This is a genomic window from Candidatus Saccharimonadales bacterium, assembly GCA_039928925.1.
GTDB lineage: Bacteria > Patescibacteriota > Saccharimonadia > Saccharimonadales > Saccharimonadaceae > UBA6022.
In genome coordinates this window covers 185,412-209,847 of record JBDSSF010000003.1, presented here as the reverse complement: position 1 = coordinate 209,847, position 24,436 = coordinate 185,412, and the positions used below count along the sequence as shown (strand labels likewise).

The 24,436-nt window shown below is 43.7% G+C and carries 26 protein-coding genes and 2 tRNA genes; 20 read left to right on the top strand and 8 right to left on the bottom strand.

The genetic code is table 11. The features are described from left to right. The first annotated feature begins 33 nt into the window (after positions 1-33). The 14 genes from ABIS22_03400 to ABIS22_03335 all read left to right on the top strand — a co-directional run bounded on the left by ABIS22_03400 (position 34) and on the right by ABIS22_03335 (position 15,068). Positions 34-1,074: a hypothetical protein gene (locus ABIS22_03400; protein ID MEO7740936.1), complete on the top strand. Its 1,041-nt coding sequence runs from the start codon at positions 34-36 to the stop codon at positions 1,072-1,074. Next, positions 1,071-1,631 carry a hypothetical protein gene (locus tag ABIS22_03395; GenBank protein ID MEO7740935.1) on the top strand — a complete coding sequence of 187 codons (561 nt, stop codon included), beginning with the start codon at positions 1,071-1,073 and terminating at the stop codon, positions 1,629-1,631. Before ABIS22_03400 ends, ABIS22_03395 begins: the two co-directional genes overlap by 4 nt. A 148-nt stretch (positions 1,632-1,779) precedes the next feature. Beyond that, positions 1,780-2,826 (top strand): hypothetical protein, encoded by a 1,047-nt coding sequence (locus ABIS22_03390; protein ID MEO7740934.1) that lies wholly within the window; start codon positions 1,780-1,782, stop codon positions 2,824-2,826. 75 nt (positions 2,827-2,901) lie between these two features. Beyond that, a complete protein-coding gene (locus ABIS22_03385) occupies positions 2,902-3,987 on the top strand; it encodes a hypothetical protein (GenBank protein MEO7740933.1) in 1,086 nt (361 codons plus the stop codon). Continuing rightward, complete coding sequence (locus tag ABIS22_03380; protein MEO7740932.1) at positions 3,987-5,048, top strand: hypothetical protein; 1,062 nt, start codon at positions 3,987-3,989, stop codon at positions 5,046-5,048. The genes ABIS22_03385 and ABIS22_03380 overlap by 1 nt, the downstream gene beginning before the upstream one ends. A 64-nt stretch (positions 5,049-5,112) precedes the next feature. Further along, the gene (locus ABIS22_03375; protein ID MEO7740931.1) at positions 5,113-5,322 is read left to right on the top strand and encodes a hypothetical protein; all 210 of its coding nucleotides are present in this window, start codon (positions 5,113-5,115) and stop codon (positions 5,320-5,322) included. A gap of 2 nt (positions 5,323-5,324) precedes the next feature. After that, entirely contained in the window at positions 5,325-6,035 is a 711-nt protein-coding gene (locus ABIS22_03370; protein MEO7740930.1) for a hypothetical protein, read from the top strand. A gap of 6 nt (positions 6,036-6,041) precedes the next feature. Then, positions 6,042-8,609 (top strand): hypothetical protein, encoded by a 2,568-nt coding sequence (locus ABIS22_03365; protein ID MEO7740929.1) that lies wholly within the window; start codon positions 6,042-6,044, stop codon positions 8,607-8,609. 18 nt (positions 8,610-8,627) lie between these two features. After that, positions 8,628-10,619 carry a hypothetical protein gene (locus ABIS22_03360; GenBank protein ID MEO7740928.1) on the top strand — a complete coding sequence of 664 codons (1,992 nt, stop codon included), beginning with the start codon at positions 8,628-8,630 and terminating at the stop codon, positions 10,617-10,619. A gap of 68 nt (positions 10,620-10,687) precedes the next feature. Next, positions 10,688-12,058 carry a hypothetical protein gene (locus tag ABIS22_03355; protein MEO7740927.1) on the top strand — a complete coding sequence of 457 codons (1,371 nt, stop codon included), beginning with the start codon at positions 10,688-10,690 and terminating at the stop codon, positions 12,056-12,058. Between the two features lie 167 nt (positions 12,059-12,225). After that, a complete protein-coding gene (locus ABIS22_03350) occupies positions 12,226-12,789 on the top strand; it encodes a hypothetical protein (protein MEO7740926.1) in 564 nt (187 codons plus the stop codon). 27 nt (positions 12,790-12,816) lie between these two features. After that, a complete protein-coding gene (locus ABIS22_03345; GenBank protein MEO7740925.1) occupies positions 12,817-13,542 on the top strand; it encodes a hypothetical protein in 726 nt (241 codons plus the stop codon). A gap of 11 nt (positions 13,543-13,553) precedes the next feature. Further along, positions 13,554-14,153, top strand: coding sequence for a hypothetical protein (locus tag ABIS22_03340; protein MEO7740924.1), 600 nt, complete (start codon positions 13,554-13,556; stop codon positions 14,151-14,153). 12 nt (positions 14,154-14,165) lie between these two features. After that, a complete protein-coding gene (locus ABIS22_03335; GenBank protein ID MEO7740923.1) occupies positions 14,166-15,068 on the top strand; it encodes a hypothetical protein in 903 nt (300 codons plus the stop codon). Here the strand turns inward: ABIS22_03335 and ABIS22_03330 are convergent. Both ABIS22_03330 and ABIS22_03325 read right to left on the bottom strand, forming a co-directional pair. After that, complete coding sequence (locus ABIS22_03330) at positions 15,037-15,591, bottom strand: hypothetical protein (GenBank protein MEO7740922.1); 555 nt, start codon at positions 15,589-15,591, stop codon at positions 15,037-15,039. The two genes, ABIS22_03335 and ABIS22_03330, sit on opposite strands and share 32 nt — an antisense overlap. Before the next feature lie 41 nt (positions 15,592-15,632). Then, a complete protein-coding gene (locus ABIS22_03325) occupies positions 15,633-16,115 on the bottom strand; it encodes a hypothetical protein (protein MEO7740921.1) in 483 nt (160 codons plus the stop codon). A gap of 370 nt (positions 16,116-16,485) precedes the next feature. On the opposite strand from ABIS22_03325, the gene ABIS22_03320 reads away from it, so the two are divergent. Genes ABIS22_03320 through ABIS22_03310 form a run of 3 tightly spaced genes read left to right on the top strand, consistent with a single transcriptional unit; the run spans position 16,486 to position 18,649 of the window. Continuing rightward, complete coding sequence (locus ABIS22_03320) at positions 16,486-17,100, top strand: hypothetical protein (GenBank protein MEO7740920.1); 615 nt, start codon at positions 16,486-16,488, stop codon at positions 17,098-17,100. Continuing rightward, entirely contained in the window at positions 17,100-18,263 is a 1,164-nt protein-coding gene (locus ABIS22_03315; protein MEO7740919.1) for a hypothetical protein, read from the top strand. The genes ABIS22_03320 and ABIS22_03315 overlap by 1 nt, the downstream gene beginning before the upstream one ends. Positions 18,264-18,274: 11 nt before the next feature. Then, a complete protein-coding gene (locus tag ABIS22_03310) occupies positions 18,275-18,649 on the top strand; it encodes an aspartate 1-decarboxylase (GenBank protein MEO7740918.1) in 375 nt (124 codons plus the stop codon). A 163-nt stretch (positions 18,650-18,812) separates the two neighbouring features. Here ABIS22_03310 and ABIS22_03305 read toward each other — a convergent pair whose 3' ends face one another. From ABIS22_03305 to ABIS22_03295, 3 genes are all read right to left on the bottom strand, one after another. Then, a complete protein-coding gene (locus ABIS22_03305) occupies positions 18,813-19,337 on the bottom strand; it encodes a PGDYG domain-containing protein (protein MEO7740917.1) in 525 nt (174 codons plus the stop codon). Positions 19,338-19,644: 307 nt separating this feature from the next. Continuing rightward, on the bottom strand, positions 19,645-20,091 hold the full coding sequence (locus tag ABIS22_03300) for a hypothetical protein (protein MEO7740916.1): 447 nt from the start codon (positions 20,089-20,091) through the stop codon (positions 19,645-19,647). Between the two features lie 151 nt (positions 20,092-20,242). Further along, positions 20,243-20,335 (bottom strand) — tRNA-Ser (locus tag ABIS22_03295). Between the two features lie 153 nt (positions 20,336-20,488). On the opposite strand from ABIS22_03295, the gene ABIS22_03290 reads away from it, so the two are divergent. Then, entirely contained in the window at positions 20,489-20,896 is a 408-nt protein-coding gene (locus ABIS22_03290) for a hypothetical protein (GenBank protein ID MEO7740915.1), read from the top strand. A gap of 27 nt (positions 20,897-20,923) precedes the next feature. Beyond that, positions 20,924-22,297: a hypothetical protein gene (locus ABIS22_03285; GenBank protein ID MEO7740914.1), complete on the top strand. Its 1,374-nt coding sequence runs from the start codon at positions 20,924-20,926 to the stop codon at positions 22,295-22,297. Between the two features lie 50 nt (positions 22,298-22,347). Here the strand turns inward: ABIS22_03285 and ABIS22_03280 are convergent. Beyond that, positions 22,348-22,435 (bottom strand) — tRNA-Ser (locus tag ABIS22_03280). Between the two features lie 439 nt (positions 22,436-22,874). Between ABIS22_03280 and ABIS22_03275 the strand changes: the two genes are divergently transcribed. Next, the gene (locus ABIS22_03275) at positions 22,875-23,348 is read left to right on the top strand and encodes an Hsp20/alpha crystallin family protein (protein ID MEO7740913.1); all 474 of its coding nucleotides are present in this window, start codon (positions 22,875-22,877) and stop codon (positions 23,346-23,348) included. A 134-nt stretch (positions 23,349-23,482) separates the two neighbouring features. Here the strand turns inward: ABIS22_03275 and ABIS22_03270 are convergent, their stop codons facing one another. Continuing rightward, positions 23,483-23,887 carry a hypothetical protein gene (locus ABIS22_03270; GenBank protein MEO7740912.1) on the bottom strand — a complete coding sequence of 135 codons (405 nt, stop codon included), beginning with the start codon at positions 23,885-23,887 and terminating at the stop codon, positions 23,483-23,485. A 95-nt stretch (positions 23,888-23,982) separates the two neighbouring features. Then, positions 23,983-24,423 carry a hypothetical protein gene (locus ABIS22_03265; GenBank protein ID MEO7740911.1) on the bottom strand — a complete coding sequence of 147 codons (441 nt, stop codon included), beginning with the start codon at positions 24,421-24,423 and terminating at the stop codon, positions 23,983-23,985. Between the last annotated feature and the right edge of the window lie 13 nt (positions 24,424-24,436).

Here is a 24,436-nt window from a genome sequence, read left to right as displayed (position 1 = left end):
TGCTATACTTTATCCCATTAGGGAACTGATCATATGCTTCGATTGCTACGGCTTCAACATCACAAACACACAGGTAAAGTACTCACTCATCGCCATACGTCGTATAGGTCACTCTTTTTAGTCGTTGCCTTCTTCTGTGTTACGCTTGCTGGTATTCAAAAAGCTGCTGGTGCCGATGAGATAGTTATTAGTGCCAAGATTGCCGCTCGTGTCTCAACACAGCCAGCTGTTATTACTTCTGTCGCTGATGGAAGTACCACGACAACACCGATAATTACGCTCACTGGTACCTGCGAAGTGATAGATCCTCCTATCCTCATATCTATATATTCTGGTGCAACATTCCTAGGATCAACCCAATGCGGGGCTGATGGTACATTTTCCGTTTCAGTCGTACTCCAACCAGGAGGTAATACGCTTATTGCAAGAAGTGTTAACCGTACTGGTGACTATGGGCCAGACAGCGCACCAATCACTGTTACATATATAGAGCCCGTTAGCGGAACAGTCGCAGGAACTGCAGACGGTATCACATTACCAAAAAATTCATCCCAAAACACCATCACTACAAATGATGGCATTGCACCAATTCAGATACTTAGTAAATACACATATTTAACCTATGGACCAAATAAAGATGCTGAATGGGCTGGAACGTTCACCGGTGGTAGGCAACCTTACGTCGTCACTATAGACTGGGGAGATAACCATACGACAGAGCAACGAAATGTGAAAGGTGACGAGTTCAGTATGAATCATCACTATGACCACTATGTTACGTACTTCATTACTCTGACAGTTACCGATATTGATGGACGGACACTTAGTCGTCAATTTGCAGCAGTTACCCCATACATTCCGCCCACATCGACAACGACAACCACAACAGACCTACCTCTTCTTGACGAACACACACTTACGGCTGGTATTTACGCTAGCCTTACTGTTCTTGCCGGGCTCGCAGCCATAGTATGGTTTGAGGCGGCTCATTCTGTACCAGTCCTTATTGCTGGTGCTCATGGAAGTGGTAGGGTACCAAGGAATATAAAGAAGAGATCTGTAAGAAAAAGATGAGCAGAAAAAGCAAGTTACTTATTATTGGTATTGTCGCAGTTATTCTATTAGCTATATGTACTATTTTACTTGTGAAGTGGGCAAATAGTCCATCGACTAAAACAATCACTCTAGAAAGTCAGGTAGATACCCCCTCTGAGCCAACTGAAAAAACAGTTAGTACGGCATTATTCATGACGAGTCTTCCCTCTGATTTTGAGGTTCAAACAAAAGAAAGCCCAACTGATAGCGCAGTAATACAGCTCACAGCCTTTAAATCCAAGGGAGCAGATATTCAAGTTGGTATTACGACCGGGACACTCACAGCTGAGGGCATTAAGGGTGTAGCGGACTATCTCTACCGTTTAAAGTCAAAAGATACATATGAACAAATAACACCAATTGTTTTTCCCGTAGGGACGCCGACGTTCCATAAAATAAAGGAGGGCACGGAAATAACAAGCTTTCTCATACAAAATAATCGCTATGCATCTATATCAATAACGGGGGGTTCGGGTGACGATCAATCTCTTCGGGACGTGCTTACAATTGTCGCTAAAAACTGGCGATGGATGTGAAAATTTATTGATTAAAAAACGTTGTGGAAAAATAGTTGCAATATGTAAACACTAGCGTTATAATACACCCCAAAGATAGTTACTATATAAAATAGTATGTTCTTATGCAGAAAAAATATACAAAAAAACAATAGGGGTAAACAGTACAATGAACACCACATATCATCGGACCACAGTAAACTACCGCTTAGTGCTGATTGCAGCAGTCTTAGCACTCACTGTTATCACACAAATCGTGTTTGCACAGACATCTGGAGCGGCTTCTCTTTCGAAGCTCTTCGTTCGATTTGATCGTATGAAAGTAAGTACAGCAACAACAGGTACTGTATGTGCTAATCCTGCAAGCACGGCAACCGAAACTGACGTTCAAGTAACATTCCCTACTGGCTATACACTTGGTACTGCAGCCAACTTTACAGTCAACACGACAAACACAGCGTGGCCAACGGGTGGTACTGCATGGCCAACTATTGGTACTGCAACAAACGTAACCGGTCAGGTTGTCACATTCCCTAGTGGTGATCTCACCGTTGGAACACTGTATTGCTTTAATTGGACTAATAGTGCAGCTGTCACTGTGAGTGCCGCTGCTACTAGCTCAAACCTAGGTAGCATTACAACAAGAGCTACTGGACCAACGGCCATTGATACAGAGTCATATGCTACTGCAAGCATCACTGATGATCAAATTATTGTTTCAGCTACAGTTCCTTCTATCTTCTCTTTCGCACTAAGTGGAAACAACGATGCACTCGGCGCACTAAATACTGCATCAGTTAGTACAAGTCCAACACCTCGAACTGCTACTGTAAATACGAATGCTAAAAATGGATGGATGGTCTGGGCTAAAGACGCAAATACAGGCCTTAGCTCTGCATCTGCAGCTAGCACTATCGCATCAACAACGCCGGGTACCAACAGTACACTTGTAGCCGGAACACTTGGATACAACACTGGTGTTACTTCAAGTCAAGTTGGTGGCTCAGGAGCAATTACTGTTGCTACACCATTTGCTGGTGCTGTCGCAGGGCAAGGTGGAGGTCTTGATACGTCACTTCGTGCACTTGCAACATCAACAGGTACAGCAAATACAGCAGTCCTAACGCTTAAAAACAACGCGGCAATTAATGCAACTACTGCGGCCGCATCTGACTATACCGACACGATCACTGTCATCGGTGCAGGTCTATTCTAAGAGTCAGTACAATCACAAGATAACAGCAATTAATAGTCGCCGATATCCGGCGACTATTGCTATACTAAGACACAGATGAAAACGTGGAGATGGATTATTGGGGGAAGCCTGGGCATTGTCCTTGGGATATTGCTCCTCGTTGTATCAACACCAGTTCTTGCTCAAGCACCAGGTGAATTTTCACTACAAGTGAGCCCATCACCACTTGTTACGACACTCAAACCAGGCCAGACGACTGATCTTGAGCTCAAAATACGTAACAGTGGAACCGCACCAGAAGAACTCACCATTGCACCTCGAGGCTTTAGCCTTAACGATAGCGATGGCACTGTAAAACTTAATGATACTGCACCCTCAGATATCGATGGGTGGATTACATTCTCTAACCCGTCCTTTACCGTACAGCCTGGAGAGTGGTTTACACAGAAAGTCCGAGTAGCTGTACCGAAAGATTCCGGATTTAGCTATTCATTCGCGCTGGTCATTAATCGTAAGAATAACCCACAGCCTACCGAAGGTGGCCGCCTTATCAAAGGATCAGTGGCTGTTTTTACACTCATTAATATTGATCGACCGGGTGCAGTACGAAAACTTGAAACAACCGAATTCGTCGCTTCACAAAATATATACGAGTATCTACCGACTGAACTAAGTATTCGCTTTAAAAATAGTGGTAACACGATCGTCCAGCCGTACGGTAATATATTTATTCAACAGGGGAGTGGCAGTGGCTCACCAATCGCAACCCTACCGGTTAATGAAACAAAAGGGTATATTCTTCCAGGCAAGGAACGAACCCTTCAGGCATCATGGAATGATGGTTTTCCTTACTATAAAGTAAGTGTCGATACTGCAGGTGTCCAAAATAAGAGCCTCACGTGGAACTTTGCCGATATAGCCAAGTTTCGTATCGGGCAGTACACCGCAAAGCTTGTAGGTGTCTATAACGACGGCCAGAGGGATGTTCCTATCGAAAGCGAGATAACTTTCTGGGTCATTCCATGGAAAGCAATCCTGATGCTCATTGGATTTATTATAGCCGTATGGTTTATTGGCCGTAAGATAGGCCAACGAAGAACACGAAAAGCGGTCAAGAAGGCACTGGAGAAGCAAGCTGCGAATAATAAAGATAGCGGTGCGAACGGAAAGGGACAGCAGTAATGCGTACAATCTTTAAACGACCCCTATTGATTTGGCTACCGGCTGCACTACTTATGTTAACAGCATCAATAGCAGCTATTGTTCTCCATCCTCCGACAGTTTCCGCCCAAGCACCTGGTGAGTTTTCACTACAAGTTAGCCCATCGCCACTCGTCGCAACGGTTAAGCCTGGGCAGACAACCGATCTCGAGCTAAAGATCAGAAACGCAGGAACAACAGCAGAAGACCTCAAGATTGAACCACGAAGCTTTAAGTTAAATGATACCGATGGTAGTGTTGTCTTAAACGATACAGCACCACCAGATGTTAATCAGTGGATTAGTTTCAGTGAACCGTCCTTCACCGTACAGCCAGGGCAGTGGTTCACACAGAAAATCCACGTGGCCCTTCCAAAGGATGCAGGATTTAGCTATTCATTCGCTTTAATCGTGAGCCGCCAAAATACACCAAAACCAACTGAGGGTGGCCGCCTTATCAAAGGGTCGCTCGCGGTCTTCACACTACTCAATGTCGATAGGCCAGGCGCAACGCGCAAACTTGATGTTGTTGAGCTAGAAACCGACAAACAGGTATACGAATATCTTCCGAGCCAAATTAGTGTTCGCTTTAAGAATAGTGGTAACACGATCGTACAGCCCTATGGTAATATATTTATTCAACGATCAAGTTCGAGCCCTAGTCCACTTGCAACGCTGCCCGTTAACGAAACAAAAGGGTATATCCTCCCTGGTAGTAGTAGAACACTAAAAACAAACTGGGAGGCTGGATTTCCTACGTTTAAAACAAATGATGCAGGTAATACGAGCGAGAGTTGGGACTGGTCAAAAATTGCAGATTTTAGAATTGGACAATACACCGCTAAACTCGTCGGTGTGTATAACGACGGTGTCCGTGATGTCCCAATCGAAAGTGAAGTAACATTCTGGGTCATTCCATGGAAAATCATTCTTGGTGGTATCGTTGTGTTAGCACTCGTAGTGTTCGCACTTTGGTCAATTATTCGTAAGATAATACACCTTTTTAGACGCAAAAAGACTCCAAAAGTCTCTCTGAAGCCATAATCATTTTGACATACCACTAGCGGTATCTTATACTTTTATAATAAGAGGCAATCGGTGTTCGTTGATGGAGAGATTTTTAAACCCGCAAATTCTAAAGGAAGAGGTAACTCGTAAGCAGTTCTTGCGATACGTTTTAGGTTTTGCAGTTGCCATAATTGGTATTAATAATTTAATTTCTAATCTCCAAAAATGGAAAGCTGCACCAGGTGCTATGACTCAGGTAAAACCAACAACAAAGCCTCACGGCTTTGGCTCAAGTAAGTTCGGGGTGTAGCCGTGGCTACTCCGCAGCGATTACCAATCGTTAATAACGATGATGGCGTATGGGGTGACATACTTCGCCAGTATCTCTTGAAAGAGCACTACGATGATGGCACCGATAATGCCATAAATGGTGGCCACAAAACAATTACTGTTCGTGCAGGTACTGCAGCTGCAGGTACTGCGCCGCTAAAGCTCACGTCTGGTACGCTCATGACAACAGCAGAAGTTGGTGCAGCTGAATTTAACACAGATTCACTTTACTTTACAATTACAACTGGAGCTGTCCGTAAAAAAGTAGCACTTTATGATGATAGTTCCGGCGCAACGGGTGACCTACACTATAGAGACAGTAGTGGTAACTTCGTACGCTTACCGGTTGGAGCAACCGGAAAGACGCTCCGTGTCGCTGGAGGACTACCTTCATGGACCGATGCTGACGCTACAACTGCGACAGTTACAAAGATTAGTAACTACACAATCACAGGAAGCGACGTTATTATTTTTGCCGATGCTGCTAGTGGCAATACAACAATAACTCTTCCACTCGCCGCGTCTTTTACTGGATATAATTTTTACGTCAAGCGCATTGATACTTCGGCCAATACATGTGTTGTTGGCCGATCTGCTAGTGACACGATTGATGGTGCAACGACATTCTCGCTCGATAGTCAATATTTTGCTGTCCGCGTCGTCTCAAACGGTAGTAACTGGTATATAATCTAAAGAAGCATGACGTACATTCCTCCTAAATTTGGCATGAGCAACATCGGGAACACTTCGGGTACAACCGGAACTGTTTCTCGTGGGATTGTCTTTGCCGGTGGAAATAACGTCACACTGTCACAAAGCATTAATGGTGCATCTGCAACTGTCAGTATCTCAGCGGCAAATCAAACTCTTCAGACATCAAATGTCCATAACATCACTCTCTCGGGAAATACCGCTGGTGCAATGGCACAAGTTAGCTCCGGCACGCTGACATTGGCCGGCGGAAACAACATTACACTATCTCAGGCCGGTAACGCAATTACGATCTCTGGTGGGGCTGGTGGTGGTGTTGCGATCGTCGGAGGTGGCACAACCTACTCAACAGGCTCAGCTAACTTCAACGCAAGTGGTGCACTCACCATCGCAAGTGGTGTCGGACAGTCACTTAACTTCTCTGTACCGCAAACTTCAAGCATATCCGCAACAGGTGCCCTTAGTATTTCAACTAACGGTAATACCGTTAGTATGGGTGTGCCCGTCCAGACAAACCAAACCCTGGGAATGTTCGCTGGAAACAATACTTTCTTTAACAGTACCGCCACCCTAGATGCTCGTTCGCTTAGCATTAACGGCTATGGTGGTGTCAGCGTTGGCTATACTAACGGCTCAATAATTCTATCTGGTGCAAGTGGTGGTATTGGCATAGCAAACTCTCAAACTACCTATAACAGTGGAAACGCGAACCTCGTTGTCGCAGGTGGTGCAATGACAATCGCATCAACAACAGGACAATCGTTTAATTTCTCAGTACCACAAACCTCTGTCTTCTCTGGAACAGGTGCTATCAGTATCTCTACAAACGGTAATACGATCAGTATCGGTGCGCCGGCAATGTTTAATGCAGGTATTTCTACTATAGGAAATACGAGTGGCGTTAGTGGCCAGAATACCAATGGACTTGTCCTCGTCGGTGGTAACAATATCACACTTAGCCAAAGTACAAATAGTATTGGTGCAACAATCACCGTTTCTGGCGGTGCAGGTGGTGGCTTTAGTGCTGGTATGAGCACAAACGGTAACACGAGTGGTGTGAGTGGTTTTGCCTCTAACCAACTCATTTTTGCTGGTGGTAGCAACGTTACCCTAAGCCAGGCAACGGCTGGTAGTGGTAATATTATTACCATCTCTGCTGGTGGTAGCGCGGCGGCGCCTACTAACTTTATGAAGAGCGCATCAGCAGCAGGTGTCACAGGCACGACAAGTCAGTACACGGCTAACTCAAGTGTTGCTCCTAACCCGTCACTTGCAATAGACAATACGACTGCAGCTGAAGGCACGACAAGCCTTCTTGTAACTAACCTGTCTGTAGGCTTCCCGTATGTATTTATAACCAATAACGCGACTGATGGTGCATCTGTCACTCCTGGCCAAACATATACGGCAACTGTATCTGTAAAACGTGGTATTGGTAACACTGCACAATGTCAGGCGCAAATATCTTTCTACACATCAGCTGGTGCATACATTTCAAACATCACCGGTAGTCCAGTAAACGTAAACAGTACGACGTTTACATTACTAACTGTGACTGGTGCTGCACCTGCAACCGCTGCCTATGCTGTCCCACAGTGGTTAACTGCAACGAGCGTGCCTGTTAATGACACGTTCTACCTTGATCAATGGGGTATTTTTGACAGTAGCTACGTTAGTGGTTGGTCACTTCCAGGTGCAGGAACAAGCAGCGGCGGGGTTGCCCTAGCAAATTCAAATACAACCTATACCAGTGGTACTGTTAATATTGTTGAAGGTGGTGGTGCAATCACTATTAACTCAGGAACAGGAACAGCCCAGGCATTTAGTGTTGCAGTTCCTCAACTTTCAAACCTCGTAGGACTCAATGGCATAACGCTCCTTACGAGCGGAAATACTATATCGATATCAGGCAATAATGGCACGGGGGCCTTAGCTGCAAGATGGGAAGCACCAAATGCTGTTTTCTCATCTATCGGAACTATGGCTAACGGCTCTCTATCCCTCCAGCACCAATATATTCCATACAATGTACAGGGTACTGCAGCAAAGATCGCTGTTTCACTGACAGTATCGACTTTTACGTCAGCAACCACGGCTTCTGCAAACTATTCACTATCTATGGGCGTGTATACACTAAACGGCTCAACTCTTTCTCTTATGTCTTCTGGTACTGCGAATAACGGCTTTTCTTATGGCAATACAGCCAATGCGCAGTACACTCAAACCATAACTGGTATCAGGCAAATGACCGTTCCGATGAACGTTAATATTACACCTGGAGAATACTGGGTCGGAGCACTTATTTCAAGTGCTTCAACATTTGCATCTACGGGCATGACAATGATGGGGAATAACCAAATCATAGCAACTGGCGTTCTTGGTGTCATCGGCAGCAGTACGAGTGCGGGTCGCGACGTGTATCTCGGTCAGGGTATATACAGTGCAAACACGGCAGGATTACCAGCAACTATACCCCTTACTGCAATTAATAACACGCAAGCATCCAATGCAATGAGAGCTGCTTTTTATCATGCAATTTATAGTGCGACGTACTAGGCTGGAGATCTAGCTAGTATGCCAATGATCAAAATCAATACGGCTGAGGGCGGGACGAATGGTACGGCTGTGACCCAGGCAAACAGTGGTGGTGCTTCCGGAGATGCATTTACCTCTGCCGTCGGACTTGTCGGTGCGGGTACAGTAGCATTTTCAAGTTCAAACCGCGCACATGGTACGCTTTCATATAATGTGGTCGGTGGTTCAGGGGATTCAGTGCGATGTTATCTTGGGGCTGTTGGCAATGCAACTATAGCGACTCGATTTTACCTATTCATGCCAACACTTCCTGGGGCCGCAGTCGATCTGGCGGCTATCCAAAGCACTGCGTTCGCAGTGGTGATTACGATCGGTCTTGATGCAACGAATAAGTTAGTCGTTAGAGATTCAGCAAGCACGGTGCTTTTTACTGCAACCAGTGCACTAACTGCTAATACTTGGTACCGCATAGAGTGTCAGGCTGTTGTTGCCACGGCCACAACTGGCACAACTAAGTTACAGTACTATCTCAGTGATTCAAAAACAGCTATTCAAGCACTTTCGAGTACGACTGCTAACAATGGAACGACTTGGTTATACCGAGTAGCATTTGGTAAGTATAATACTGCTGGAACCTTAAATGCTTACTATGACGATATTGCTTTTAGTGATGAAAGTAGTGATGCGATCGGCTCATATTCAGCGACACCACGCAAGGTAAATACATACAATACAGCCGAGGGTGGGACGCATGGCGTAGCCGTAACGAGCCTCAATAGCGGCGGTGCATCTGGTCTGCCATTCGATCTTGTCACACCGGGGACGGGTGGCTCCATTACTTTTTCAAATGCTCCGACCAATACTGGAATGATGGCATATAATTTCACATCCGCTAGTGCAACAGGCTCATCATTTACATGGTACACCAGTGATACCTCGGTCATTTCACAGCGTGTGTATGTATGCTTCACTGATTATCCTACGGCAGCAACTCAATTCATCCGAACCTACTCCAGTATATTAATGTGTAACATAGCAGTTACAACTGCAGGTAAATTTTTTACCCAAGATAATTCTGGTACTGTTACCGGTAGTACTGCAGTAAATACTCTCCCTCTAAATACCTGGCTTCGCGTGGAACAAACTGTTATTACCGGTACGACGACCTCAAATGGCTACGTTCACAATAGCGTCTACATAGAAGATACGACGACTAACCCTGTTTACGATTTTTCAAGCGGTACACTCAATACGACAACCTCAAACTCAACGAGCGTTGCAGTCGGTAAGCTATCTAATACCGGAGATTGGGCAACCTTTTATATCGATGACTACTCCGTACAGGATACATCGTATATTGGACCAGCAAATTCTACAAACTCATGGCTAAACACTGCATATGCAGTACCGATCGTTGCTTCTAACGGTGGCGGTACACCAAGTCTCAATGGAGTAGTGCCGTCCGGAGTTGTTGCAGGGTCACTTGTTTTGATGTACGTATGGGCATCGTATAGTACAGGTACAAGTCCCGTTTCGTCTCCATTTAGCGCACCCTCATTTACAACTGCCAGTTTTGTTGTTTCAAACACAGGGTCGGCAGTAACAGTAGGTGCATGGCTCTATAAGTATGCGGCAGGAAGCGATACAGGTACCTATAGCCCAACTGCCGCTACAGTTGGTGGTGTGGCAGCGACTAGTACATGGTCTAATGCCATACGTATCACTGGCGGACCTAGCTCTGGTAACCCGTTTGTTGATACGTTCCAAACCGCTACAAATAGCTCAGGAGCAAGTGTGACGGTTCCGAGTCTTAGTCTTACCGGGACTAACTCGCTCATTTTAGCTGGTGTATGTAATACAGGCTTTTCAGCATTTACATACCCAGCTGGATGGACCAGTGCGCCAACATCTTTTGGTAGCATAGGGAGTACATCACAAGTTAATACAGGTGCAACAGCTAGTTTTACATTTACTGCCAGTGCAGCCGGTAACCTGAGTGCGCTTATAGGAGTAATCCGTGGTGGAATTTAATACTTTTCCAAAGTTCAGACAAGATATAATTAATACTGAAATGATTGTCTTAAATAGAAAAACTGTATATGATTTTAATTAATACCGCAGAGGGTGGAACTGATGGTACCACGATCACGACAGCTAACTCTGGTGGCGATAGTGGTCAGCCCTGGAATAACGTCACAGGTGGCGGTGCTACTACAATGACATATTCGTCTCTTACTTCTGCTCATGGGTCACTCTCATACCATATTACAACTGGTAGTACTGGGTCGAATGCTTACATGTATTGGAGTACTGCTGTCAGCCAGCCTGGAAAAACCATGTACATGCAGTCATATTGGTATTTTTCAACCACGCCAGTCAACACTCCTTTCATTTTTGAATATACTAATGCATCAATACAAACTATTGGAGGATTTGGTATTGGCGGTAATAAGCTTATTGTTAAGGACTCTTCAGGAACAACTGTCTCAACGTCGTCGACGAGTATTCCACTCGGTCAGTGGTTCAGGACTGAGATGATGCTTTTTTCAAACGTCAGCGCAGGCCAGATCGTTCTTAAGATATATTTAACAAAAGACGGTAAAACGCCTACCGAAACCATCACTACTCCTGCCACAATTAACACACGTGGAGATGATATAAATGCAGGTATCTGGGGAAATGTTGCTTCAACTGCCAATATAGATTACTACTTAGATGATATGTCGCTCCAAGATATTGGCTATATTGGGCCGAATCCATATATATCAAAGTACCATCAAAATACAGCCGAAGGTCAGCCAAACTCAACAGGTTTAACGAGGGCAAACTCGGGCGGCGGGTCTGGTACGGCGTTTGATATTGTTTCGCTCAATGGTAGTGCTTCTGTCATTTATAGTAACTTTCCTACTATGCATGGTAACAGATCATATTATTCATTTTGTTCCACTTCTACTGACTGGTTTGTTCTCGCATTCAACAATCAGGTCAATGATATGACCGGCGCATACAGATTCTATGTTTATCTAAATTCAATGTCAAGCGCAACGACAGACATCGCTTACACGAGGAGCGCCACTAGTTCCGTGGCTAAAGTCCAAATAGGTAACACTGGAATACTGTCAGTATGCGACTCGACTGGAGCAGCCATAAAAGCCTTTTCAACTACACCACTCACTACAGCGACGTGGTATAGAATTGAGCAACAGTGTACCGTAGGAACTTCTACAACAAATGGAACAATCAACACCCAGTATTTCCTTGGTGATTCCTTAACACCCCTAGATAGTTATAGCGTGTCCAATGTAAATACGGGTACGACGCCCATTATCGATTGTCGATTTGGTAAAATTAGTAGCACCCAGGGTACGATGAATGCATACTGGGACGATATTGCGTTTACTAGCGGCAACATGTATCCAATTGGGCCTGCGTCAGTTCAAGCAACGACTAGCTGGGTTAGCGGGCCATAGTGTTAACGCCAGTATGGACAGATTTTTAATATCATAAAGCTGAAAGGGTAAAGTATATAAATCCAACACTTATCACATCTTATGCAGTTCGCTCAACCGCAAGTGATCTTTCAACACTAACTACCCCTTCATTTACTCCATCTAACGGCGAGGTCAATGTTATTAAAGTGGCCAGTGAGTCTCTGGCTACGCCAACTATCGGAACTGCCTCGGGCGGTAGCCAATCCTATACACTCCGTGCAAGTAATGCATCGAGCAGTCAAACACCGGTATCTTTATTTACAGCTAACATATCTGGCTCGCCGGGATCAATGACTATTGCGGTCACTTTTTCAGGTACATCGGGGTGGCATAACCTCACAGTAGAGCGATGGTCGGGTGCGGTACTTGCGGGAACCCCTGCTGCAAATGAGAATATAACAGGAGGTACAGCTCCGTCAAGTACGCTAACAACTACTGGTACAAATAGTATCCTGTCTTGGATAAGTGCTGACTGGAACGCAGTAGCACCTGGAGCCCCAGCCTACAGGTCAAGTGCAGTCCAGGAGGACTTTTTTGATAAGTCAGGTACTGGAAGCTATGTCACATATTCAGCCTATCAAGGAGCAAACACACCCGGATCACAAACATATGGCTTAACTTCACCAAGTGGTCAAAAACCAACAATGGCAGCTATAGAAATTCAGGCGGCAGCTCCAATTTCTAACACCTTGGGATGGTATAAATTCTAGATACAAGTATAATGTTAAGACAGCCTTATGACAAAACCACAAATACTCGTCCCCGATAATTCTGGCATCCACAACTCAAGTGATTATTCGACACGCCTCGAAAAAGAAAAGACATACCGAGACTTATCGACAATTATCATCTGCCCAACTCGCGGCATGATTTCAGCTCGTATCGTACAGAGTTGGCAGGGAATGATACGTCCGATGAATCAAAAAGTCCTAGGCCCTCTCTTCATGGAGGGTATGGAGGTAGGTGAAGCATATAATCAGGTTATTAAGATGATTCTTGAAAACCCTGATCTTAGCAGCTTTAAATTCATTCTTACGTTAGAAGAAGATAATGCGCCGCCAGCTGATGGGCTCGTAAAATTATATGAATCCATTGATGAGTACGACGCCGTTGGTGGACTCTACTGGACAAAAGGTGAAGCTGGACAGCCAATGTGTTACGGTAACCCAAATGAAATGCCCTTAAACTTCATTCCACAAATTCCAGCTCCGGATGCCGTCACACCATGTAATGGTCTTGGTATGGGCTTTACACTTTTTAGGACAGAGATGCTAAAAGACAAACGATTTACCTATGGTGAGTGGTTTAAAACAAAACAAGAGATTACGCCGCAAGGTGGCGTCCAGGTATTTACACAGGATTTGTGGTTTTTCCAACGTGCCCGAGAACTTGGCTATAAATTTGCCTGCGACAGTCGTGTACGTGTGGGACATTACGATGCAACTAATCAGATTATGTGGTAAGGAGACTATATATGGCTACTAAAAAAATTGAGACAAGTAATGAACCGTTAAGATTATCGCTTGGTTCAGGCGAGCACAAACCGGAAGGTTTCAAAGGCGTCGATCTTATCAAGACAAATGGTGTCGATTATGTACAGGACCTCTTGAAATTCCCATGGACACAATTTGCAGATAATTCAGTCGATGAAATCGAATGTTCTAACTTTGTTGAACATATTCCACATGGTGATAGTTTTAATGATCCATTCTTCCAATTCTTCGACGAGATCTATCGAATACTAAAACCTGCAGAATTTGATCCAAGCAATCCAAATATTCCTATTAAGGGCTTTGCACGTATTGTCTGTCCATACTACTCAAGTATGCGGGCATGGCAGGACCCTACGCACCAGCGAGCTATATCTGAAGCTAGTTTCCTATATGTTAACAAGCAGTGGCGCATCGATAATCAACTTGGTCACTACCCAGTTTCATGTGATTTTGACTTTGGCTATGGCTACGTTATTGCGCCAGAATGGCAAACCCGTAATCAGGAAACTCAAGCTTTTGCCATTAAACATTACAATAATGTCGTTACTGACATCCAAGTTCAGCTCGTTAAACGTAGTTAGGAGGGTAACTTTGTGAAGCGTCGTTTGCTATTCATGACGTTTTTACTCGCCAGTCTACTGGTTAGCCTATTTCCTAGTACTACTTTTGCGCAAACACCTACAAATAAAGGCCTCGCAATATCCCCACCACAGCAATTTCTTGAAGTTGACGCGGGAAAAACAGTTCAAGGAAATGTCACAATTGCAAACTTCACAACTGCACCCCTTACGGTGACATTATCTGTTGAGCAGTTTTCGGTCGCCGACTACTCATATAACTATATTTTTAGTGATGTTAAAGAAAATTGGCTACATTTTACGCAGACAGTCGTTCAGCTTCAGCCAAATAAAAGTGCGCAGGTTGCATATAGCGTCACACCCCCTGGTAAAACAGCACCGGGCGGTAAGTACTACACAATCGTTGCAAGCGCGACATTAAAACAGGGGAGTATATCTAGCCAAGTTCAGGTCGCAACTCCACTATACATTACAGTTAATGGCCCAACGATTCAAACAAATAAGCTGGTTTCTCACTCAATTAGTGGATTTGTGGTTGGGAATGTTATTCCTTTCAGTCTCGATATCAATAACACCGGCAACGTTCACTACACAGCAACGACTACAGGCTCAATTAGCGGCTTATGGACCGACAAAAGTACCGTTACAGCAACTCACATTCTCCTACCGGGAACTACTCGCAGAGTCACCGATGACATACCGTCACCTTTATTACCCGGCATATACAAGGCAACGTATGGATATAGTACAGACTCGTCAAAACCAATTATAAGCGAGGGACTGGTTGTCTATACGCCTCTTTGGTTTTACGCAGTCGTCATATTGGGTAGCTGGGGCTTAAGTATACTCATACGACGACATACTGCAAAAAAGAAATTATCTCAGGCTACTGATTCTCGGCAACAACAGTATAAATAACAGCTGTAGAGTATTGGCCTGAGGCCTGCGTCGAATCAGTGAATGCTTTGTAAGTTACCGTTGTTGTATCACCAGTCTTTGCAGGTCCACTCGTATCTTTAATAAGACGAGGAACTGTCGTCATGCCAACAAAGTTTGCACTACCGTCAGTATTAAATCCCCACGAATTAAGACTGAGTGCTGCTGGTGTACTGTTCGCACTTGCTGGGATGGTCGCACTCGCACCAGTCATATTCGTACTACCATTGCTTCGTGCAAACAACTGGTACCCAACAACATCTGTTGAAGTAACCGTGATAACATGCGATCCCGTACCTGCAAGATTTGCGCCACTTGTCGTAAGGCTAAGTGATACATTCCCACCGAGGTTAATGGCGAGACTTGTTACGGAACCAAACGGAACGTTTGCACCAAAAACACCCTGACCAAACGGCGAGGCCATAACTGTCGTTGGAATAAATGCAACTACAAAGCCAACAAGCATAATAATTGCCCGGGACGGAAGTCGCAAATACCTGTTCATATACATGTATTATAACGCATTGCTTACATGTAAATTAGTTCTCATGAATGGCTATCCGTATAGACACTGGAGTTTAAAAAATCCTTTTTACGTTTTTCATATTCCTTATACGGCAAACCATCGCAAGATTCTTTCAGTAGCCTGTACTCAGTTAGTAAGTGTGGGCTATCTCTTAGTGTTTCAAACGTCTTTTGCTGCTCCGGAACATGAGAAAATAGAGGGTCTGAAAGTATGACGTCTATTTCAAATCCATCAAGCATATATTCCCACGCTACTAAATTTTTGTGTATTTCTTTAGGAGCTCCAAGCACTACGGATAGTTTCTCGGTGTACATAACGAGATCTTTCCATTTACACAGGACATCAAGATCAATATCATTTTTACCAGGAAGGCCAAGAGCGGCCGAACCCATAAAAAGAACTTTTAGACCGGGGGTAAACTGATGGATCTTATGAATAAGACCTTCCGCAACTTTTATCACATCTGGCGACCAAGGCTTTACGTGGAATATATTGTCCTGCATTAGCTAATAATAACAGAGCATGGAAAATAGCTTAAAATTATTGTCAGTCATGAAAAGTAGATAACTCATAGCTTAGATTATGAACTTGTTAGTACTACAAAATTAATAATTTAATACGCTTTTAATTGACGCCTTCATAACAAAGCTTTAGTATTATATCTATAAGCATAGCGACATTTAATGTATGCAATAAGGTATACATATAAGTACTGATAAACGACTACCGATTCCTGGTGAAGATACAAATACCTGGGGAGAAATCCTCAATGAATACCTTGAGGTATCTCATGATAGTACTGGTAAAATCAAGCCCGGCGCGGTCACTCAAGCGGGTGGTATCACCTCTAACCAGATTGGGCAACCATCGGGCGTGGCTGGGCTAAACAATTCAGGTGTCGTGCCTACAGATGAATTAGCAACTGGCTCTGCAACGAGTACAACCTTTTTAAGAGGTGATGGTACATGGGCAACTCCCACCGTACCAGCAGCACAGTCACCCGCATACGCCTCGTATTACTCAAATGATTACCCATCGTCGAATAGTGTACCAAGTGGTCAGTCGGCTATTAGCTTTAATACAGCTTCAGTCAATGTAGGATCTGCAATCACAGTAAGTGGTTCAACGATAACGATTTCAACCAATGGCACATATCTAATGAGCGTTTCTGGCATTGTACAGGAATACATTTTTGAAACTACTGATCCAACCTCGTTATCTTTTACGGCTGGTTTTGAATCTCAGCAACATGGAACAAGTTCATGGCAACAGGTACAGCCTTTTCCGGCAACGACGCACTCTTCATGGACTCCTGCCGATCAAACTGGTTTTATATATGGCTTTGCAGTTTCGGCTTCACTGAACGTTTCACAGATGGTTACCGTGACGAACGCACCAGTTACGTTTAATATGCTTATTAACAATAGTTCAAGTAGTTATTATGTCACCGTCAGTAACCCCATACTAAACGTTATTAAACTCGACTAATGTCGACAGACCTGTTAGATAAATTTCCCGTCGATGTTTGCTACATGGTTGCGGATCTAAAATATAGTGCAACGCAAGGCGTGAAAATTTGCGAAATTCAACAGGCAAGTCTCTCGTTGTTTAATGGTGATGCTTACCGAAACCCGCTTGAAGATTCAATACACACAGAACTACTGAGTGTATTATCTACATATAATAAAAATGGTTGGATACTTAGTGATGGCATGGCAGATAAAAACCTAATAGATGTGCTTGCCAGATCACCGTCATGGAAAAACCCTAAAGACCTCATTCAGCTATTTTCTGATGTGACTTTTAGAGAAAAGTCCAAACAGTCTACTAAAAATTCTCATGATATTTCTTCTTATCAAGGATTTTTATATACGAGTTGGTCACAATTATCAGTTATCACAGATTTCGAAACACGAATACCTGGAATGGTTGTTATGGATAAATCGAGCTTCCCGTTTTGGATCGATAAGTACCTTATGACCGATTTATTTACGGGCGACGAAATGCTTTCGACTCTTAAGCCAAAGTGGGGCAATTATAAAAAGGCGTACACCAAAAACCTCGCATCCAAAATTGCTAGTGACCTTCAGTGCGATACGTTCGTCATTAAACCAAGAGGTGAGTTTATGGGCAAAGGTGTCATTATTGTTACACTCCCAGAACTAGATAAAGTACTTCACTATATCATTACAAAAAAAGGTATCTTGGCAGATATTGAAGATGCCGCATATAGTGCCTGGCAAAACGATACCTTTGATAGTTTCATCGTGGAAGAGTTTGTTACGTCAGATTTAATTAAGCTACCACATTTAGAAAATAGATCGTACCAGCCGACGATGCGTGTCGCTTTTTTGCTAACATACAACAAATATAAACATGGTGTTCATTTTTTGGGTGAATATTGGAAGACACCTAAAGTTTCTGTAGATGATGAAGGCGATTTCATGGAAAAGAATAAAGATATATGTGAGCCACCATATTACTTAGCCGTCAGTCCAGAAACAACCCATATAGTACACGATAGTCTCCGTACATCATTACCGCTACTGCATGCTAAAATGATGAGCTATGCGAACTCTCAGCCCCAATTTTATGAACCGGAGAGTAATAAAAAGGTACAATTAGTTCTACAAGAAAAACAAGTCAGATAAAAGGAGGTAGCATGTCGATCCTAGTTTGCACAGGAAAATTACACCGCGTTCATGTAACAGGAGCCAGACTCGATTACGAAGGAAGTGTCACTATCGATCCTTTACTTATGGAAGCGTCTGGAATAGTTCCATTTCAGCTTGTACACATCAACAATATGTCTAATGCCGCACACTGGGAGACATATGTCATTCCCGGTGTTCAAGGCGAAGGCGAAATATGTCTAAATGGGTGCCCGGCAAGAATTTTCCAACCAGGTGACGAAGTTATCGTGCTTTCACTAGAGCAACTTGAGCGTAGTGAAGCGAGCCACATTGAGCAAAAGGTGGTGTTTGTTGATGAAAAAAATATGGTAACAAACGTTGTCGTTAAACGTGTGGATCAATAGCACCTACAATCTCAAACATAGTACTTTTAGCAAAACATGCATTCGAGTTGTCGTGAGCCAACTTTTCCAAATAAAGTAGACACTACAGCCGTAGTGTCTACTTTATTTGGCGGGGGTTAATTAACGAGATTAGAAGTGAATTAGTAAACTATGCTCGTTGAATTTAAACTTCATCAGCCAATACTTCTTCGATTGGACCGTAGGTATCTGCAAACTCGTCCGCACCAATGATGTATCGGTCAGAACCAATTTGGTCAGGGCTATCTGGATCAAAGACTGTAGCAATCAAACAGTTCTCGTCTCCAAACTGTGATTCTCCCCATGGAGCCGTAATCTCAATTGGTGCACCTGTATCATTCTTAAGTGCACGTGCCATGCCTTTTGCACGGAAAACACCTTCTTCAGTTGTCGCTTCATAGCGTTTTGTAAATGTCTCAGCTGGAATGATATATTGTTCACCACCAGGGTTGGTAATAATGGCATCACCAGAATTAGCTATGTTGACTGTCTCTACAATACCATTCGCAAGTACCGTCTCGATTTTCTCCCCGCCGACCGCGACAACTGCATGTACTTCCGCTTTCTTAGCAAATACTGGAGCTTCGGCAAGTTTAGCCGTGTACTCTTCTGTTGATAGATCTAGTTTTTCGTAGGCTACTACTGGTTCGTTTTTTGGTTTTGGTTCCATTGTTTAATCCTCTTTTTGTTTTTGATTGAACTTAACATAATCATACTTTATTTTGATCAATATGTCAAGTGATACATCTACTGTAAAGATATGAAAGCACCCTCCTTCGAGGGGCTCTCATTACTGAGTGCTCTCCTCTCCGGAGGGTGTGTTTGAGTTGGCTAGCCGATCGTGATGTCGGCCCTCTTGAAGTTCAACCCGCAAGATGTGCAGGTGTTGCCTTCGACCATGTCGCCGAAGATCATATCTTCGCGGGGGTGTCCGAAAATCTCGTGCTTGAGCCTCCTGAGCATACGCTTCACGAGACTCAGCCGACCTGGTACAGCTTGCGGAACTTCTCGTCCGTCATGACGCCGACCTCACCGTGAGGCCACCGCACGAGCCAGTCACCGTTGTTGACCGAGTTCTCGGTCTCGACAGTGCCGCTGGACAGGACGGTGACGACGCGAGCAGTGTGGCCTTCGTAGCAGTAGCCCTCGATGGGCGTGTTCTTGAAGTACCCGTTCTCCACCTCGTCGGTGGTTCCGTGGGTCTCCTCGAACTCCTGCTTGCCCGACCCGTAGATGACGTTGCCGTCGGTGTAGATGGCGTACCACGGGCCGACGAACGACTGGGGTGAGCCCCACTCGGCATTGATGATGGCCTCCACGCCCTCGGGAACGGGAACCAGTACGGCCTGCTTCACCACACGGTGCGGCAGGTAGGACTGGGACAGCGTCTCATTGAACGTGACCTTCTCCATCACAGCGTTCATGTTGTTAACTCCTAGTCTCCTTTGTCGAGTGGAGAAAGCTCGGTGTCTCAAATAGACATCGATGTATATTATACATAATTATTTATAATTTGTCAATAGTTCTCAAAAAAATACAAACAAAAACACCCTGCGAGTGCAGAGTGCTTATGCTTGGCGGAGGAGGGGAGATTCGAACTCCCGCTCCAGGTCTCCCCAGACTAATGATTTAGCAAACCATCCCCTTAAGCCACTTGGGTACCCCTCCGTATGATATGCTCACGTTCGATGATTAATATTACTACTAAATACTCTCCCGTGCTCGAATTATTGTAGCACACTACAGAGGCGGGGGGTAGACTTTTTGAGTATTATTGCTATAATAGAATATATATGGTGTAAATTGTGAAAGGAGCAATGTATGAAATCACTAAAAAATATAATCGCCAGTATTTCTATCATAGCCTCACTTGCTGTGAGTGTTATTGTTGTTCCAACTAGCCAGGCTCTAGGTGGTAGTATTTCTGATGGTGCAGACGCTGCAAAGGGCACCGATCAAGTTACTGACCTATTTGGTGCAGCCGGCGTGTTTACGACAATCAGTAATGTTATGTTGTACATTATTGGTGCTGTGTCAGTTATTATGATTATCGTTGGTGGTCTACGCTACGTAGTCTCTGGAGGAAATTCAACAGCCATTACGGCTGCTAAAAACACAATCCTATACGCCGTAATTGGTATCCTCGTAGCGCTATTTGCTTATGCAATGATCAACTTCGTCATCGGTAGCTTTACTCCGGGTAATGTGGCTGGCGGCACAAACGTCTAGTCTTATAGTTATGCTATAGTGGTCCCAATGGTAGGGACAAAATCAAAGGAAAAGAGGCAATTTTGGTGGCTAAACTGGTCACCGATGCTCACTTTTAGTATTGTTTTCATTCTTATTTTTGTTTTATCTTATCTGAGACTTGATCCTGACTTTGGCTGGCATCTCGCAGCAGGTGACTACTTCCTCCATCACGGCATACCTAAAACAGATATTTTTACCTACACAGCTGCAGATTTTCCATGGGTCGACCATGAATGGCTCAGTGACTGTTTACTTTTCCTATTGCACTCAATTGGGGGGTATACACTCCTAGCGGCTGTATACGCCGCACTCTGGACACTTTCATTCTTCATCATAGGAAGACGCGTGTACGGGCCGCTTGTACTTCTTGGTACTATAGCAGTCTTACCATTCGCTGGAGTGCGTGCAGTCACCTGGACGGTCCTTGGAGTAGTGCTCGTATATATTATCGTGAAGACCAGTAACAAGCAGTGGAGGTTCTTACTCCCGTTACTCTTTCTCCTATGGGCAAATATACATGGAGGTTTTGCTATTGGTCTTGCACTGATTGCATATTGGACTATTTCCGAACGTTCAAAGAGGCTTCTTGTTTTACTCATTCTATCTTTCGCAGTGACTTTTATTAATCCATATGGTATTGATCTCTATGTTGAGATATTTAGAACAACATTTGACGGGTCTCTTCGATGGGTAATTTCCGAATGGGTGCCTATAGGAAGTGTCTGGCAGACCTTATGCTACGTTGCGATCTGGGCCGCAGGTTTCCTCCTTCTTTTAGGTAAAAAGTGGCGATCATACCTTCAAGTAGACTTTCTATTATTTTTAGCAGCCATGTCGAGCATCCGTCACTACCCATTATTTATCGTTTTATCACTGCCATTCACAGCAAAATATATCAAACACTTTCTGACAAAAATCCCAAGGCAACTTGATCTTCCTAAGCGTAAGGTTATTTGGCTTATCATTGGTATCATTTCTCTTATATCAGCCTGGAGTCTTTATGACATATATAATGGTCCTCTCGATAGAGAAGAGGCATACCCGCGTAGTGCGGTTGCATATTTGACCGCGCACCCTTGCTCAGGTAATCTTTTTAACACATACGAGTCTGGTGGATATTTCATCTGGAAACTACCAACACAAAAAGTATACATTGATGGCCGTATGCCAAGCTGGGAAGGTAACGGGCATAAATATATGACTGACTACTTAAAAATACTCAACGACTCAGTATTTCGTAATGAACAGTTTCGAACTTATAATATAACCTGTGCACTTGTCGCGCACGATGACAGGATAATTGGCGTGCCTTACCAGCTGAAGAAATCTGGGTGGAAAGTTGTCAGCGATGCAAATGGCTATGTTCTTCTTGAGAAATAAATAATATCAACGTATTAGTATACGACCATTTGATGGTCGTATACTAATTCTGGCGGAGAGGGCGAGATTCGAACTCGCGGTGAGTTGCCCCACGCTTGTTTTCAAGACAAGTACCTTAAACCGCTCGGTCACCTCTCCAAAGAAGGTACAACATAAATTGTACCACAATTGTAACGGTATATAGTACCGCCTATATTGACGGTGTGCGTAGATCAATAAAACCACTACTTATTCATAAGCTATGGATAATCTATTTTTCTTCTACATTTGCAGTAAGGAGTATATGTTCAGTAATAATGATTTATAAATCTATATCAAACACTTTTCTGATCTGTGGATTATATTTAGAAAATACATAAGCAAAAAACTTCCAAATGATGTTATGTTTACAATTATCATATCTTCAGGACCATTTTTATGGTCTAAACAACAGTAGTGTAAGGCAGTAATCAACAATAGCCACTCTACCATTGTGTTTTTTACGTTTAAGCACCCTGTTTCATTGATTATACTGCATAGCTCCGTTATACTGTAAGAGACTACTTGTCAATAGTGCCTAGAGAAAGTGGAGGATATCATGGCCCGGAAACAAAATGATGATCTCTTGATCGAAGATGAACTCGCAGCCGCGTTTTTATCCGATGATGATCTAACAGTACAACAGAATAGCCCGTCAGCCGCACCCGTAGCTGATAACAACACATGGGAAGAATCAGAAGATGATTTCCCAGGTCAACTCGCAGTTGATGTATATGAAACAGATGAACGATTAGTCGTTAAAGCCCGCACCGCAGGTGTGAATAAAGAGGAACTTGATGTTAGTATCAGCGATGGTATTTTGACAATTAGCGGTACTCTTAGTAGTGGTGATGACACTGATGCAACTAATTGGCACATCCAAGAATGTTATTGGGGCGAGTTTAGCCGTACACTAGCACTTCCTGTTGCCGTTAAAGAAGATGAAGTTGAAGCAGTCCTTAAAGACGGCGTCCTCACCATTAGCTTTAGTAAAGTAAAACAAGAACAAGCTAAAAAGATTACAATTCAGTAATCATCTAGCTCATATAAAATAGCCTGCATCAATTGCAGGCTATTTTATATGCAAGCACATATGTAGATTTTAATACTAGAATAGCCCCCTATAGTAAAGAGGGGGCTATTGAGTGTTAATTATACTGAGTTCTATTATTGTTTGAAGCTTGTGATAACGAAGTTAACAAGAGCATATGCAATCAGCGCAACGATAATACCGATAACAGCGTAAAGAATTGTATTCTTCGCACCAGATACAGCACTACTTTCACCACCAGATACAACGTATCGGATGCCACCGATAATCAACATGATGACTGATACAGCACCGATGATGTAAAGCATTACGTTTGTTACTGTTTTAAATACACCGTCTGTGCCATCAAGATTATTTTGCTGACCTGTTCCTTTTGCTTCGCTGGCGCCGTTTTCGATACCACCATTGAATGCTGCGTTTGCTGTTGTTGGTGCAAATGCCGGAAGTGCCAAGCTAACACCAAGGGCGATAACTGGGACCAGCAGAAGGCTCTGCGCTAATTTCTTAAATGTAATTTTCATTTTAGTTCCTTTCTTAGGATTTACTCTCTTTAGTTTATACCAGATTGGCGTCTATTTGTTAATAGCAATTTTACTTCACACCTACGTAAGTAGTATTACGGCTTAAATGATGTGACTACAAAGTTCACAATAGCAAAGGCAATAATAGCTATAACGAGGCCCACAACTGCGTATAGGATCGTATCTTTAGCACCTTTCGTCGCCGAACTGTCACCACCAGATAGAACATAGCGTAGTCCGCCGATCACGATCATAATTACCGCTGCAATACCAATGATGTAGAGTAGTACATTAATTGTATTTTTAATACCACCATCAAGTGTGCCGGTGTTTGATGGGCCAACATTTGTTACCCCCTTTGTAATTTGATCCGTTGGCGAGTCAGCTGCCGCTGCCTTGTCTGCGGCCACATCCGCTGGCTTTTGTGCAATATCCCCAGGCGCTGCATAAGACATTTGTGGTGATAGTACAATCCCTGTTGTACCAATGCCGACGACAGCGACCAGGCTGATAATGATTGTTTGTATACGTTTCATAATTCTCCTTTTC